The 14,236-nt window shown below is 48.0% G+C and carries 15 protein-coding genes; 5 read left to right on the forward strand and 10 right to left on the reverse strand.

The window, feature by feature from the left end; genetic code table 11:
- Window positions 1-7 precede the first annotated feature (7 nt).
- Together ARCVE_RS00830 and radA are read right to left on the reverse strand one after the other, a co-directional pair.
- Window positions 8-859, reverse strand: a complete 852-nt coding sequence (locus ARCVE_RS00830) for an RAD55 family ATPase (protein ID WP_013682886.1) — start codon at window positions 857-859, stop codon at window positions 8-10.
- 125 nt (window positions 860-984) lie between these two features.
- The gene (gene radA, locus ARCVE_RS00835) at window positions 985-1,944 is read right to left on the reverse strand and encodes a DNA repair and recombination protein RadA (protein WP_048086081.1); all 960 of its coding nucleotides are present in this window, start codon (window positions 1,942-1,944) and stop codon (window positions 985-987) included.
- A 119-nt stretch (window positions 1,945-2,063) separates the two neighbouring features.
- On the opposite strand from radA, the gene cbiB reads away from it, so the two are divergent.
- Entirely contained in the window at window positions 2,064-2,924 is an 861-nt protein-coding gene (cbiB, locus tag ARCVE_RS00840) for an adenosylcobinamide-phosphate synthase CbiB (RefSeq protein WP_198002010.1), read from the forward strand.
- Between the two features lie 59 nt (window positions 2,925-2,983).
- Window positions 2,984-3,655 carry a TIGR00266 family protein gene (locus ARCVE_RS00845; protein ID WP_013682889.1) on the forward strand — a complete coding sequence of 224 codons (672 nt, stop codon included), beginning with the start codon at window positions 2,984-2,986 and terminating at the stop codon, window positions 3,653-3,655.
- Between the two features lie 6 nt (window positions 3,656-3,661).
- Here the strand turns inward: ARCVE_RS00845 and argS are convergent, their stop codons facing one another.
- Window positions 3,662-5,335 carry an arginine--tRNA ligase gene (gene argS / locus ARCVE_RS00850; protein WP_013682890.1) on the reverse strand — a complete coding sequence of 558 codons (1,674 nt, stop codon included), beginning with the start codon at window positions 5,333-5,335 and terminating at the stop codon, window positions 3,662-3,664.
- A 216-nt stretch (window positions 5,336-5,551) separates the two neighbouring features.
- Here argS and feoB point away from each other — a divergent pair, with 216 nt between their 5' ends.
- On the forward strand, window positions 5,552-7,288 hold the full coding sequence (gene feoB, locus ARCVE_RS00855; RefSeq protein ID WP_232215810.1) for a ferrous iron transport protein B: 1,737 nt from the start codon (window positions 5,552-5,554) through the stop codon (window positions 7,286-7,288).
- A 345-nt stretch (window positions 7,289-7,633) separates the two neighbouring features.
- Here the strand turns inward: feoB and ARCVE_RS00860 are convergent, their stop codons facing one another.
- Together ARCVE_RS00860 and ARCVE_RS00865 are read right to left on the reverse strand one after the other, a co-directional pair.
- Window positions 7,634-8,302, reverse strand: coding sequence for a hypothetical protein (locus ARCVE_RS00860; protein ID WP_013682892.1), 669 nt, complete (start codon window positions 8,300-8,302; stop codon window positions 7,634-7,636).
- Between the two features lie 80 nt (window positions 8,303-8,382).
- Window positions 8,383-9,021, reverse strand: a complete 639-nt coding sequence (locus tag ARCVE_RS00865) for an IS6 family transposase (protein WP_013682893.1) — start codon at window positions 9,019-9,021, stop codon at window positions 8,383-8,385.
- A 151-nt stretch (window positions 9,022-9,172) separates the two neighbouring features.
- Here ARCVE_RS00865 and amrS point away from each other — a divergent pair, with 151 nt between their 5' ends.
- Complete coding sequence (gene amrS / locus ARCVE_RS00870) at window positions 9,173-10,174, forward strand: AmmeMemoRadiSam system radical SAM enzyme (RefSeq protein WP_013682894.1); 1,002 nt, start codon at window positions 9,173-9,175, stop codon at window positions 10,172-10,174.
- 154 nt (window positions 10,175-10,328) lie between these two features.
- On the opposite strand, the gene mqnC is transcribed toward amrS, so the two are convergent.
- From mqnC to ARCVE_RS10700, 5 genes are all read right to left on the reverse strand, one after another.
- Window positions 10,329-11,405, reverse strand: coding sequence for a cyclic dehypoxanthinyl futalosine synthase (gene mqnC / locus ARCVE_RS00875; protein WP_013682895.1), 1,077 nt, complete (start codon window positions 11,403-11,405; stop codon window positions 10,329-10,331).
- Complete coding sequence (locus tag ARCVE_RS00880; protein WP_013682896.1) at window positions 11,365-12,147, reverse strand: menaquinone biosynthetic enzyme MqnA/MqnD family protein; 783 nt, start codon at window positions 12,145-12,147, stop codon at window positions 11,365-11,367. Before ARCVE_RS00880 ends, mqnC begins: the two co-directional genes overlap by 41 nt.
- A 271-nt stretch (window positions 12,148-12,418) precedes the next feature.
- A complete protein-coding gene (locus ARCVE_RS00885) occupies window positions 12,419-12,859 on the reverse strand; it encodes a DUF371 domain-containing protein (RefSeq protein ID WP_232215811.1) in 441 nt (146 codons plus the stop codon).
- Window positions 12,762-13,199, reverse strand: coding sequence for a DUF1284 domain-containing protein (locus ARCVE_RS00890; RefSeq protein ID WP_013682898.1), 438 nt, complete (start codon window positions 13,197-13,199; stop codon window positions 12,762-12,764). The genes ARCVE_RS00885 and ARCVE_RS00890 overlap by 98 nt, the downstream gene beginning before the upstream one ends.
- Window positions 13,200-13,419: 220 nt before the next feature.
- Window positions 13,420-13,887 (reverse strand): Sjogren's syndrome/scleroderma autoantigen 1 family protein, encoded by a 468-nt coding sequence (locus ARCVE_RS10700; RefSeq protein WP_013682899.1) that lies wholly within the window; start codon window positions 13,885-13,887, stop codon window positions 13,420-13,422.
- Window positions 13,888-13,940: 53 nt separating this feature from the next.
- Between ARCVE_RS10700 and ARCVE_RS00900 the strand changes: the two genes are divergently transcribed.
- The gene (locus ARCVE_RS00900) at window positions 13,941-14,201 is read left to right on the forward strand and encodes a UPF0147 family protein (protein WP_013682900.1); all 261 of its coding nucleotides are present in this window, start codon (window positions 13,941-13,943) and stop codon (window positions 14,199-14,201) included.
- The last annotated feature ends 35 nt before the right edge of the window (window positions 14,202-14,236 follow it).

The following is a 14,236-nucleotide window of genomic DNA, read 5'->3' on the forward strand; positions in this document are numbered from 1 at the left end:
TGCACCCTCAGGCGTACTTTCTCAGAATCCCGAGTATTACTTCCCTCACTCCACTCGCTCTGCTTTCCGCAAGCCTCTGGAGCTTCTTGAGCAAATCCCTGTCTATATCTTCCTTTCTCAAGCCAGCCTCCCTGATGAGCTGGTCAAGGTTAACTTCCTCCCGCATGGACTCAACGAATTCCCATCCCTCGACGACTATTCCAACTCCTTCGAGTATCCTGTACGGGAATACTCCTTCCGCGTGCCAGGAGCCGCGGTGCTTTATAATGCGTAGCGTGCGGTTGAATGCTTCGCCGTAGCCGTTATTCTTCAGGTGTATCACACTGTCACCCAGAAACAGCGGTATGACCACAGAGGGTTCACTCATATTTCCGTTAAGGGGTTCTTCGAGAGTTATTACGGCGGTTCCAATCTCCCTCAACTTGGAGAAGAACCAGTTAACATCGTTTCGCATGTCATAGCTCAGAGAGGAGATTAGAGGGGTAAACGAGTCTATCGCTATCCTCGTTGTTTCTCCCGCTTCAGCCGTTATAAAGCCAAGCAGGTCGTTGTTTATGTACGTGATGTTTTCAGCGTAAAACTTGTCTATGGCGAGCATGCCGCTGTTAACGTAGTCTTCGATGTCGTCCCATCCCATTGCGTCGGCTGTATCAACAACGTCCTTAACGTCCATGTCGAATGACACGAATATGCCTTTCTCACCTCTTTCAAGCCCCTTAAGGATAAACTGGAGCGCAAATATTGTTTTTCCAGTTCCTGTGGAACCAAGGACTATATTAGCAGTATTCGAACGGTAACCTGAACCGAGAAGTTCATCGAGGCCATAAATACCAGTCTCGACTCTCATCTCCATCCTCATTGTAATCACCGCAATAGTAGCATTGCGTTTCCTTTATAAATTTTTTCCGAATTCAACACAGAATAGCTTAAAATTTTAATAAAGTCCTACATTCAAAAAATTAGAAATTATTATTATAATTTAAACTATTTATCCTCTATACCCCTCTCGGTGACTTTAAAAACAGCTTCACCTTCAGGCAGGTGTGGCGAGTCGATGAGCCTCGCTACTCTCAGCTCTCCCTTGCTCTTCCTCAGGTAGATGCGAAACGTAGCTGTGTGCGCAACTATATGCCCTCCTACAGGTTTCGTCGGGTCGCCAAAGAATGTGTCGGGCTTCGCCTGAACCTGATTTGTGACGACGATTGCTGCATTGAAGATTTCTCCGAACCTCATTAAGTCGTGCAGGTGCTTGTTCAGCTTCTGCTGCCTGTCGGCAAGCGTTCCCCTACCAACGTATTCAGCTCTGAAGTGGGCCATAAGCGAGTCCACGATGAGGAGCTTTACCTGCTTTCCTTCCTTTTTGAGTTTGTTCGCAAGCTCTTTGGCATTATCAACGAGGAGCATCTGGTGATTTGAGTTGTAAGCCTGGGCGACATATATGTTCCTCAGCACCTCTTCTGGATCGAGTCCTTTTGCCTCGGCCATCTGTATTATTCTCTCCGGCCTGAAGGTATTTTCGGTATCTATCACGATTACAGAACCTTCAAGCCCTCCAAGATCGCGGGGAAGCTGGACGTTTACGGCAAGTTGATGGCATATCTGCGTTTTACCACTTCCAAACTCACCAAAGAGTTCCGTTATGGACTGTGTTTCCACACCACCACCAAGCAACTCATCGAGAGCCTTACTCCCGGTCGTAATCTTGCCTATGCGCCTTCTGCGCTCGAGTACCTTATCACCACTCTCAAACCCGCCAACGTCTGCAAGCTTTCTGGCAGCGGATATTATTTTTGCGGCCGTCGATTCGCCGATTTCTGCAGCAGCACTGAGTTCAGATGGGGAGGCTACGGCAATCGCCTCTATAGTTGAGAAACCTGCCTCTCTAAGTTTTTCAGCTATTGCAGGACCGACGTTGGGCAAATCTTCAAGATCGATAACCTTCATGCTACCTGATTCGCTATCCTCACCCATTCATTCCACCCTGCCTGAATACTGCAAGTATACTTAAAGTCATTTTTGGCCGGTGCGAAAGTGTGAAAAGTCATTACATTCTCCAGCCTTTAATGCTATCTGATCAAATGGCAGTTCTCCTCCTCGCCGTAATCCTTGATTTTGCTTTTGGTGAGCCGCCCAGCTTTGCACACCCCGTCGTCTGGTTCGGAAAGCTTATAGGTTTCTTCGATTCGAAGTGGAATAGGAGGGGTTTGCCGGACGTGATTGCCGGAGCGTTTTTCACGTTTATTGTTATTGCCTTCGCCCTTTTGCTCTCACAATCTCCTTCTTTGCTTCCTCAGCCGTTCGATTTTCTTGTTTCGACATACCTGCTCTTTTCCTGCATATCCATAAGAAGCATGGTGGACCATGCAAAAGCGACGATATCCAATGGTGTGGATGCGAAGAAAGTTCAGATGATAGTAAGCAGAGACACAAGCAAGTTGAGCAGACACCAGCTATGTTCTGCAGTAATAGAGTCTGTTGCCGAGAATTTCGTCGATGGTGTTCTTGCCCCGCTTCTTTACTTCGCAATCTTTGGCCTGCCGGGAGCTGTTGTTTACAGGGCGATAAATGTTTGCGATGCGATGGTTGGCTACAGGACTCCAGAGTATGAAAAGTTTGGAAAGTTCGCTGCTCGCATTGACGATGCTGCGAACTTTATTCCAGCACGGCTCTCGGTTCTGCTCTTCGCCCTGCTGAATCCGAGGGCTTTGAAGGCGTACAGGCATAGCGTCAAGCTGAACGGCCATGCGATGGTTGCGATGGCATACACCCTCAGGGTTACTCTGGAAAAACCTGGGAGCTACATAATCAAAGCCGGGAGGCTCCCGAGCGAGAGAGACGTGGAGAGGAGTATCTCTGTTTTCTGGATGGTTTCATGCCTTGCAGTTTTGTTTTCCGCTGTGCTGATTGTGCTAAAGTCGTTCTAACAGGAATTCACTGCACGCTGAACCGTTAAAGATATAACATACGAAATAAAACAAAAATTATGAAACACAGAATTTTATCGAAACCGAGCTACAGCCTTCTCGAGGTTGAGCTTGAAGATGGAGAGGAAATCGTCGCTGAGACGGGCGCAATGGTGTACATGAGAAACGTGGAGCTGAAGACAGAGGTTAAGGGCGGGCTGCTTGCCGGATTAAAGCGCTCTCTGCTTGGTGGCGAATCCTTTTTCGTCAACAGATTCATTTCAAAAGGAAAAGGTCTTCTCGGCCTCGCACCTCCATACCAGGGAGACGTCATCCACATCCCGTTGAACGGCAGGATATACGCCCAGAGTGGAGCGTTCCTTGCATCCTCGCCAGACATTTCAATTGACACGAAGTGGGGAGGGGCAAGGACTTTCTTTGCAGGAGAGGGGCTATTTCTCCTCAAACTTGACGGGCTGGGCGACGTGTTATTGTCATCCTTTGGAGGTATCGAGAGAATTGACGTAAATGGCTCTCTGATCGTTGACACTGGACACATAGTCGCCTTTGAGGATACGCTCGCCTTTAAAGTCAGGAAGGCCGGAGGCCTGAAGGCAACGCTGCTGAGTGGAGAGGGACTCATCGCAGAGTTTGAGGGAGAAGGGAGCGTCTGGATACAGACACGTTCCGTTAGTGAATACGTTGGCTGGCTATCGTCGCTGCTGCCAAAGAGGGGAGAAGAAAAGCTTTAAAAATATCTACATCCTCTCAAGTGGCTCAATTCCAAGAACCTCAAGCCCGTTACGGAGCACTATGCGGCAAGCATCAACTATCGCAAGGCGATGCATCCTGTACTCTGCCTCAGCCTTCAAAACGGGATGCTGGGTGTAGAAGTCGTTGAAAGTCGTCGCAACATCCATTACGTACTCAGCAAAGACGTTGGGGCGGAGCTCTTTCACAACTCTCTCGATCACCGAGGAAAACTTCGATAACAGCATTACGAGCTTCCTCTCAAGCGGTGTGCACAGCTCTCCGACAAATTCCAGGTCGGGCATGCCTTCGCTTACCGCCTTGCGTAAAATGCTGCACGCCCTCGCATGGCTGTACTGGATGTAGCTCGCAGTCTGTCTTTCGAAATCCAACGCTTTCTTCCAGTCAAAGGTTATTGGCTTCTCGGGAGCGACCCTTATGAAGTCGTAGCGCAGCGCTCCGATTGCAACTGCCTTTGCCACATCCCTTTTCTCTTTTTCGTCAAATCCTCTGTCCTTTATTATCTCGTAAGCCTCTCTGTACACCCTATCAATAAGCTCATCTGCTGAGATGAACTTACCCTTTCTCGTACTCATGGAACCCTCAGGCAGCGAAACAAACTCGAAGAAGACAATCTCCGGAGGTTTAAGACCTATAAGTTTCAGGATGTCCGAAAGCTGACTTCCAATCAGCTTGTGGTCAGCCCCGAGGACGTTTATAAAGCGTTCGAAGTTCTCGTTCTTCCAGAGATGATATGCGAGGTCTCTCGTTACGTATAGCGTTGTGCCGTTCTCCCTTCTGATGACGACGTTCTTCTTGTACCCGAGCTCGCTCAAGTCAATCGTCCACGCTCCGTCCTTCTGTATCAGCCCCTTTTCGTCGAGCATTGAAATTATGCGGTCAACGTAGCCGTTTCTTATAAATTCAGATTCCCATACGTACTCGTCGTGAACTATGTTAAGATTTTCCAGCGTTTCTTTCGCCCCTTCGAGTGCCCTGCTTACAGCATCTCTGAAAAGCTTTGCTGTCTCCTCGTCGCCCTCCTCGTACTTCTTCATGAGTTCTTCCACTTTCGCCTCGATTTCGTCCTTCTCCTCGGGATGCTCTTCTATGTAGCGGTTTATGGCTATGTAGGCTTTGGCCACAGCATGGTCCGGCTTCTCCGTCTTGTCGAGGCCGAACTTCTCAATTCCGAGTACTGTAAGTGCCACCTGCCGCCCCATGTCGTTGACATAGTAGTGTGTGGTGACGTTGACTCCAGCCTTTCTGAATATTCTTGCGAGGGTGTCCCCAATGATTGAGTTCCTGATGTGCCCGATGTGCAGGGGACCATCGGGATTCGCTGATGTGTGCTCGATGAGTACCTCTCCCCCGAGTGCGAGCGAGCCGTACTCCTCGTCGCTATCGAGAATGTAGTTGATGGTGTCTTCCAAGAACTCGTAGCTCGCGAAGAAGTTTACGTAGCCATTAACAACCTCAACGCTGCCTATGTAATCGCTCTCAATGCTCAGCTGCGAGACAATCTCCTCTGCCACTTCCTGGGGCTTCTTTTTCATCTCCTTTGCGAGCTTAAAGGCTATTGTGCATGCCAAATCAGCGTGCTCGCTCTCCCTGACAAAGCGCTCATCAACGTCAAACTTCTGGAGCGATTTGATGACATCCTTCCTGAACTGCCTGAACATCGCAACGAGTTCGTGAACAAGTATTTAAATTGATGGGGTCGATTGCCGCTTAACCAAAATTAGGCCAGCAGCTACAACAACCTCAATTCGTTAGATGCATCGAGCTTTATCCTAAATATATTAGGATTAATTATTTACGCAGCTAAAATTAACTATTTCGTGCTCACCTTTAAGCGTTTCACGTGTAAATAGCATATGCCGATTGGTTTTAAAACCGTGAGGAATTCCCAATGCTGCAAGGCCGGGAGGTACGGAATGCTGAAGGTCGCAATGGTCGGTAATCCAAACGTTGGAAAGACCGCTCTGCTGAATGCACTGACAGGAGGAAGTTTTGAAGTAGGAAACTTCCCCGGTACTACTGTTGAGAAGAAGGAGGGGCGAGCAGTTATAAATGGCGTTGAGGTGGAGTTCGTAGACCTGCCGGGAATATACAGCCTCGAAGCTTACAGTCTCGACGAGAAGATAGCCCGCGACTACCTCGTAAATGAGAAACCGGATGTTGTTCTGAACGTTATCGACGCAACAAATCTTGAAAGGAACCTTTACCTCACACTCCAGCTTTGCAATTTAGGCATTCCGATGGTTATTGCTTTGAACATGCTCGATGAAGCGAGGAAAAGGGGGATAGAGATCGATGCAAAAAAACTCGAGGAGATCCTGGGTGTGCCTGTCATTGAAACCATCGCCGTCGAAAAGAAAGGCATTGAAGAGCTGAAAAAGGCCCTGTTCAGTCCGGCAGTCTGCAGGCTGAGGGTTGAAAACAGGCTGAAATTGGCCGAACAGATTGCCAAACAGGTTGTAGAAAAAAAGGAAGCCTTTACATACCTGGACGCAATAGACGAGGTTTTTACAGACCCCCTTTTCGGCATTCCCGTCTTTTTCTCCGTTATGTGGATGGTGTTCCGCTTCACGTACGACGTTGCTTCGCCCCTCGTGAACGCCGTAGACCTGGCTTTTTCGCTCCTTGCAGATGCGATAGGCAGCGAAGGTGTTCTTGCGTCCCTGCTCAGCCAGGGAATAATAAAAGGTGTCGGCAGCGTCCTCGTGTTCGTTCCAAACATAGCGTTCCTCTTCATAGCCCTTGCAGTCATGGAACTCAGCGGTTACATGGCAAGGGCCGTCTTTATAATGGACAGAACAATGAGCAGATTTGGTCTGAACGGAAGGGCAGTAATACCGCTTATTATGGGCTTTGGATGCAATGTGCCGGCAATAATGGCGACGAGGGCCATTGAAGACTGGAAGATCAGGATTACGACCGTCCTCATCAATCCGTTCATGTCCTGCAGCGCCCGCCTTCCGATATACATCCTGTTTGCTGGCACGTTCTTTCCGTCGATGGCGAGTGCAGCCATAATGTCTCTCTACCTCCTCGGCGTCCTCCTTGCTCTTATTTCGGCCTTCGTACTCAGAAGGTTCGTTTTCAGGGGGGAGGCGGAGTTCATAATGGAGATGCCTCCCTACAGAATTCCAAAGTTCTCTGCCATCGCAAAGCTGACGTGGAGCAGAGTCAAGCACTTCATAGAGAAGGCTGGAACTGTCATCCTTGCAATGTCCGTCGTAATATGGCTCCTGACGAATTATCCGTCGAACAGCATCGAGGAGAGCTATGCGGGAATGCTCGGCAGAGCAATTCAGCCTCTCTTCGCCCCGATGGACTGGAGCTGGGAACTCGTCGTGGCACTTTTAATGGGGTTCGTTGCAAAGGAGGTCGTTGTCGAGACGATAGGGATAACTGTAGGAGATGGTCTTGCAGGTCTGCTAACTCCCGCTCAGGCCTTCGGCTTCATGGTTTTCTCCCTCCTCTACATGCCCTGCCTTGCAACCCTTGCGGTTATAAGAACCGAGGCTGGAAGTTGGAAATGGACGGGTTTTGCTGTCGTTTACAGCTTTAGCGTAGCCTACGTTGTGTCTTTAGCTCTCATAAAATTAATGAGGTTCTGGAGGTGGTAATATTATCTCCCTCGCTTACGCTGTAATTTTCGCTATTCTCGCAGCGATTGAGGCGAGGGCTTCCCTGCTGAATGCCTTCGTCCTTCTCACTATCGCAGCCATTTATCTCAAGGGATGGGCTGGTAAGAGCAAAGCCTATACATTTACAGCGTCGCTGCTTGCAGTCTGCTTCGCAACTATTTCGGCTCTTGCCATGCTTGCTTCGGCGATAGATGCGGCTTTCTTCGACGGCTCATTCCGAGTTGAGACCGGTGTCTTCGGCTTTCTATCACTCCCTCTCCTCGACAGGCTGAGAAGGAGTAAATAACGTTACGGACCAGATGCCACACTGATCAGAATGTCCCCTCAAATTAGTTCTATCGTTCCTCCATTTCCGAGCTTGCATTTAATTGAGCCAGCCGGCAGGTCGGGGACGATTCCGTCAACATCTATGTAAAATATGTCTTCCTCTCCAAAAGCGAAGTCGTTGTACCTCCTGATTTTCAGGATGACATCGTAGTAAACGTGCCACCTCTTCTCTATGAAGCCCGTATACACGCCCGTAGGGACAAAAACGAAGAATGTTAGCTCGTCAGGCATGACATCGTATATCATAGCCATGCTCGTCAGGTAGCGGGGCGTTGGGAATGGTACGTGAATACCGAAAAGTACAAGGAAGTCGTCGTCTTTCAGGTTTCTGAACGTTTCCTCACCTTCTATCGTCTCTTCACCACTCCACGGTATGAAGTCGTAAAGCTCCCCGAAAGGGACAGTTTCCTTCATCCCTATTTTGATGATCTTCGCGGTATCGAGTATTTCACCAAGCCCGGAATCCGACTTCGCCACGAAGTGGTAAAACCTGTTGAGAGCTCTGGACATTATCTCAGAAATTACTGCAACGTAGAAATCTTTTTTTGATGCGTAGTAGGGAATTACATGGAGGAACGCAAAACTCACCATCGGTCTCAGGGCCGCGTAAGCAACTCTCGTCCTGAGACCCTCCAGCTTCCTTATCAGAACGTCTTCAATTTCCATCTACCAATCTTGTGACAATGCATTTAAAAAATTTTCACGTGCAGATTCAATGTAATATCCTGCTTACCGGTAGTGTCAAGTTAACACCTCCAGTAGTTGTAGAAGGCCATAAAGCTCTCCAACCAGCTCTGTACAGAGACAAAAGAACTCCTGAATGGAAATCTGTTCCAGAACCTCTTCGTTCTCTCTTTAAACCTCGAAAAGAATCCTTCTACAGCATTTCTTCTACCAAACGTTTCATGCCTGTATCTCAGCCCTAACCTTTTCAAAGCCCACAGATACCAGAAACCTCTATCAACAACGATCTCTGGCTTGTTTTCGCAATGCTTGAGAACTTCTCTAAGGAAAACGTAAGCTTCAAAGCTTCCTCTTCCTCCAGAAGCCCATATAGCTAGGCATTCCATGGTATCAACGTCTATAGCAGCCCAAACAAAGATTTGTTTCTTTTCCAGTTTTATTTTTGTTTCATCTATCGCAACAAGTCTTCTTTTCTTCTTTTCTGGTTGTTTTAAGACTGTTTTGAGTCTATGGTAGTAAATCCTAACAGATTCGTGACTTATTTCTTCGAATAAAGATAGAAAATCACTTGTTTTTCTCAAAGAAAGGCCAAAGAAGTATAATAATGCTGCAAGTATTTTAAGTTCCACATCTTTCCTGTTCCTTCGAAAGACTTTTGTAGACTTGACGTAATCTACCAACTGGCTTAGCGCAGGCTGCATAAGTTGTATCTTAGTTATTTATTTTTTGTTATTTTGACACTGCCTGCTTACCTGCAAGGAACGTATCTTTACATCATATCCGCTGGAGTCTTCCAAGATGTACCTGTTCCGACCCAAAGCTTTACTATATTTTCTACAAGAATATTTGAGAATGAAGGAGGCATTACTGTACTCAACTGGAAGAGAAAAGAGAGCGAGGTGTCATCTCTGCTGGAATCTCTGCAACGTGGAAGAAGGGGAGAGGGGCAGATGTAATGCAAGGCTTAACGTCTCTGGAAGGCTTTATACCCTCACTTACGGGAATATAAGCGCAATGGAGAGCAGGCCCGTGGAAATAAAGCCCTTCTTCCACTTCATGCCTGGAACGACCTCCATGACGTTCTCAACGTATTCGTGCAACCTTTCCTGCATGTGGTGCCAGAACTGGAGACTTTCGCGAACTCCACCGCCAGAGGGCTATCAGGTTGTCGATCCGGAGAAAATCGTCAGAGCGGCAATTGATGCGAAAGACAGGAGCACATGTGCGAGCTTCAACGAGCCAACACTCCTCTTCGAGTATCTCCTCGACCTCTTCCCCCTCGCAAAAGAGTTCGGGCTTAGAAACACGATGGTCTCTAACGGCTACATGATGCCAAAGGCTCTCAAGATGCTGATTAATGCGGGACTCGACGCCATAAATATCGACGTAAAGGGAAGCAGAGAAGTTTACAGGAGATACTGTGGTGGTAAAAGCGACATCCACGTCTGGAAAAACATAAGGTTCGCTGCAAAGAGAATTCACGTTGAAGTCGTAAACCTGCTCGTAAGGAACGTGAATGATGACGAAGACTCCATACGGGAAATCGTGGAGAAACATCTGAAGTATGCCGGAGACGAGATTCCAATCCACTTTACCCGTTACTTCCCAGCGTTTCTCTTCGATAAACCCCCGACCGACGTTTCAAAACTCGAGAGAGCTGTTGAGATTGCGAGAAGGGAAGGAGTTGAATACGCCTACATCGGAAACGTTCCCGGACATAAATTTGAAAACACCTACTGCCCGCAGTGCGGGGTTCTGCTCGTGCAAAGGTACCACACCACTGTTCTCGAAAACAGGGTGAAAAACGGGAAATGTCCCAATTGCGGGAAAGATATTTACGGGATATGGAGTTAAGCCTGCCTACTGAAAGCGTATTATCTCGTTGATGGAATTGCGCCGCGCTTTCACCATTCCCGTAAAAAAAGCTGGGTGATGCCGGCAGTTAGCTATTGGCAAGTATTGCCTGCCGTTTGCAGGAGCAGCTGATGTTATCGAGGTTATCAGCTATTCAGAAATACCTCAGGATCTCGTAAAGCGTCGTACGCTGCGCTACCGGCCTTCCAACAGATTTTACAGCCCTGACAATGTCCTCAACCCTCGCAGGCTGGAAGGGTTTACCTGTAGCTCTCACAACATTCTCCTCAAGCATGGTTCCGCCGAAGTCGTTAGCTCCGAAGAAGAGCGCGAGAGTCGCAATTTCAAAACCCTGTGTGAGCCAGGAGGCCTGGATGTTTCTTATGTTGTGCAGAATTATGCGGGAAATAGCAAGAACCTGAAGGTACCTCGTCGCTGGGGCTGGATGCTTAACCCTTCCATAAAGCTCAGTCCTCTCTGGTTGGAACGTCCAGGGGATGAAAGCAGTAAAGCCACCAGTTTCAGCCTGCAGATCACGAATCTTGAAAAGGTGCTCGACTATGTCCTCGTCGCTCTCGATGTGGCCGAACATCATCGTCGCGCTTCCCTTAAGTCCGATACTGTGAGCAGTTCGCATCACCTCGAGCCAGCCTCTGCTGTCAACCTTGTTAGGGCTGATTTGCGTTCTCACCCTGTCGCTTAGAATTTCCGCCCCTCCTCCAGGCAGTGAGTCCAAGCCAGCGTTTTTCAGCCTCTCGAGGACTTCTTTAACGCTGCACTTCTCGAGCTTCGCCAGGAAGTAAATTTCTGGCGGGGAAAGGGCGTGAAGCTGAATAGATGGGAAACGTCTTTTAATCTCGGAAAAAACGTTCTCGAACCACTCTATGCCAAGTTCCGGGTTCATTCCTCCCTGCATCAGGATCTGCGTCGCTCCAACTTCCACCGCTTCTTCGATCTTCTTCAGAATTTCGTCGAGACTTAGGACGTAGCCTTCGTCATCGTTTCTGGCGTAGAATGCACAGAACTTACACTTGGATGTACATACATTTGTGTAGTTTATGTTCCTGTCAACGACGAAGGTTACGAGGTCTCCACACTTCCTTTTCCTTATCTCGTCTGCGATCTTCCCGAGGGCTGGAAGGGGTAGTTCGAATAGCCTGAGGGCTTCCTCGAACGACAGATTTTCTCCTTCAAGGTTCTTCCTGACGTACTCGTACAATTCCGCTCTCACGGCACATCTCCTCGAACGTCTTCAACCCTCTCCTTTCTGCATTACCCATCCTGTAGCTCAGGGTTTTAAAGTACTCCTCAAGGAACTCAGGGGGCATGCTGAACTTCGTTGCAGCTTCCGAAACAACTTCCTCCATGTTTTTTAGGCCCCAGTCGATGGATTTGAATAACATAGCATCAACCGAGTTCGCGTCAACCTCTTGCAGGGAAGAGGATATGCCAAAGACCATCGGGAGGCCTGTGAGTTCGTACCACTCCTCTCCAAGGTCCATCACAACCCTGTATATCATCCTCGCCTTGATTGCTTCATCACCTATTACGAGCGCATGTTTGCAAATTTCGAGTAAATCCGATGCTTTTCCAGAATCTGTAAACACGAGCCTGTTTTTCAGACCTTTCTCCCCCAGGATAATCCTGAGAAGGTTTACAGAGGTCATTGTGTCGGCTGTAACAGCTATGGGGCTTTCGTCGAGTTCTTTCATCTTCGATACGACGACGACACTCAGCACTTTATCCCGTGATGCTATACAGAAGTTGTAGCTCCTGAGCTTTTCGGAATTTTGCAGGAAGAAGAAAGATGGGACAGGAGCGTAGTCTATGAGGCCAGAAGCGAGCATGGATGCCATCTGCTTGGGTGATGCTTCAACGATTTCAAAGTTCCGATTTTCTTTAAAACTCTTTTCAAGCCAGTAGTACGGGAGAAAGTTGTTTATGAGGCCGAATTTTCCAATTCTGAATGGCATTAAACGTCAAAACCGGCAAGGATAAAAAAGCGTTGCTCTTGCCTTATTCTGACAAGGTCTTGAGCTTTCTATATTTTGATGGAGACGAGTCTGTCATTCCTCTTCTCCGTCTGGGGTTTCATATATATCTGCCATACTGGGCTGTCTTTTTCCGGTAGTTTCAGTTGTTACTGACAGAATCCCGGGATTTCGGTACCGCATGCACTCGCGGTATTTTCACTTCCAAGACGACATTCACGAAAATATCCCGTGGGTGTCATTAGAGATGCCACTAAACCTCAATAATAAAGTGCAGCTCTGTCGATGGGTCCTTAAGCAATCGCACCATCTCCCTGCTGAGGTCAGCAGCGGCTTTGTCTGCTTTTATGATGAGTGTCCTCCCGCATACGTAGTCGCTCTTCCTGACAACAATGTCGGTTGGATGAGTGAACGTGAGCCGGGGGCTCCCGAATCCAGTAACGACTTCTCTCATCCCGTAGTCAGGAAGGTAAAGCACAATCATAGCCTTCTTCCCGCCACACAGACACCCCTTTATTTCCTGTGGAAGATCCGAAATCGCTTTACTTGCTCTCACACCTATAATACAGTCACCTCTCGGCGTCAGATGTTCGTCCTTAGTAATCTCGAGGGTTGTTGGATGCTTTGCTGTTATGTTTGGATGACCCCACGCGATGATTACTTCTCTCGGCATGGCATACGTTCCTCCAGTCACACGTTGTGCAGGCTTTCTGCCTCCACACATCCATTATTTCCGGAATCTTCGCTCTAATCTCACTCCATGAAACCTTTGAACCGGGAGAGATAGAGAGCAGATTTAGCGCGAGTTTGTCAAGTTCCCTAATCTCCGCGTCAGCTGTGCTGGAGTACGCACAAACTCCGCTGGAGTTGTGTGGACAGGTGGCGCAGACGTCATCCGCACCGTCAACCACTTCAACTCCAGTCCTTTCAGCATCTTTAAGCGCTCTGAGCAGGTTTTCTACGAACTCGCGGTTATACCCCTCCCCTTTGAAGAAGTGCAGACATATAAGGTGATGCCCTCTGAACCTTACCATATATTAGTCAACCACACTAACCCTATTTAAAGTCATAACCCTACACAGACACCCCTTTATTTCCTGTGGAAGTGTGAGGTTGTAATATCGACAAGCCAATACAAATCTCGATTCGAATTCCTCTAAGCTCTGAGACCGGTAGAAGAGTGAAAAGTCCACGAACACAGATTTACGTCCTTAATAACGTACTCTATTTAACTTTCACAGGAAATAAATAAAGCTAACCAAATTTTCTAAGCTTCTCGAGGATTTCAACAGCTTTATTCATAGTCTCCACGATCTCCGCTATTCTGCATATGTCCTCCTCCCCCTCCAGATCTCTCGCGAGTTTACTGATAGCATCTTTAACTGCATCTTCCACGAGCGATCTATTCCATGTACCATCCCTTTCTGCGGATTTGTTCTCAGATTTTGCTAAATGTTTCACCGCTCCCACTTCAGTGTTTCTATCCTCCATTCCCTCTTTTTCCTGCTGAATCCCCCTATTATCAATCATCTGGCTCTTTTCCACATTCTCTACGCTGACGCCCTCACCCCTGTCAATTATGACGTTTCTGCCACATGAGGGGCAGAAAATCCTGGCGTTATCTTGAAACAGAGGAACCCTACAGTCTGGGCAGTAATACGAGAGCATCTTGGCTCCCTTATAAAGAAGCTCCGCCATCTCCGAAATTTTTTTATCTTCCATGTTACCTATGTTGATAGGCCGCATTTAAAAATTTCACTTCTGGAGGTGGTACGGTGGCAAAAGAGGTGCCAGACAGCGTATTGGAAGTTCTGGACAGAATAATTCAGGACGACACGGTTCCGAGGAATATCAGGCGTGTTGCAAGTGAGATAAAAGAGAACTTGCTTCACGGTGAGGAGAGTCTCGCCGTAAGGGCTGCATCGGCGATCTCGATACTCGAAGAGATCTCTTCCGACCCAAACATCCCGATGCATGTCAGAACCTTGATCTGGAACGTATCGAGCCAGCTCGAGAGGATCTCCGTTGAGGAGTAGGCAAGTAGTCTATACTGGAAATGAAGTAGAAATGT

Origin of the sequence: Archaeoglobus veneficus SNP6 (assembly GCF_000194625.1) — an archaeon.
In the GTDB taxonomy this organism is placed as follows: Archaea; Halobacteriota; Archaeoglobi; order Archaeoglobales; family Archaeoglobaceae; genus Archaeoglobus_C; species Archaeoglobus_C veneficus.

Coding starts and splice junctions, on each gene's coding strand:
- ARCVE_RS00830 (WP_013682886.1), bottom strand. CDS start 859: ATGAGGATGGAGATGAGAGTCGAGACTGGTATTTATGGCCTCGATGAA.
- ARCVE_RS10700 (WP_013682899.1), bottom strand. CDS start 13,887: ATGGAAGATAAAAAAATTTCGGAGATGGCGGAGCTTCTTTATAAGGGA.
- ARCVE_RS00890 (WP_013682898.1), bottom strand. CDS start 13,199: ATGGTAAGGTTCAGAGGGCATCACCTTATATGTCTGCACTTCTTCAAA.
- ARCVE_RS00880 (WP_013682896.1), bottom strand. CDS start 12,147: ATGCCATTCAGAATTGGAAAATTCGGCCTCATAAACAACTTTCTCCCG.
- argS (WP_013682890.1), bottom strand. CDS start 5,335: ATGTTCAGGCAGTTCAGGAAGGATGTCATCAAATCGCTCCAGAAGTTT.
- amrS (WP_013682894.1), top strand. CDS start 9,173: ATGAAGGAGGCATTACTGTACTCAACTGGAAGAGAAAAGAGAGCGAGG.
- radA (WP_048086081.1), bottom strand. CDS start 1,944: ATGAAGGTTATCGATCTTGAAGATTTGCCCAACGTCGGTCCTGCAATA.
- ARCVE_RS00860 (WP_013682892.1), bottom strand. CDS start 8,302: ATGGAAATTGAAGACGTTCTGATAAGGAAGCTGGAGGGTCTCAGGACG.
- ARCVE_RS00865 (WP_013682893.1), bottom strand. CDS start 9,021: ATGCAGCCTGCGCTAAGCCAGTTGGTAGATTACGTCAAGTCTACAAAA.
- cbiB (WP_198002010.1), top strand. CDS start 2,064: ATGCTATCTGATCAAATGGCAGTTCTCCTCCTCGCCGTAATCCTTGAT.
- ARCVE_RS00845 (WP_013682889.1), top strand. CDS start 2,984: ATGAAACACAGAATTTTATCGAAACCGAGCTACAGCCTTCTCGAGGTT.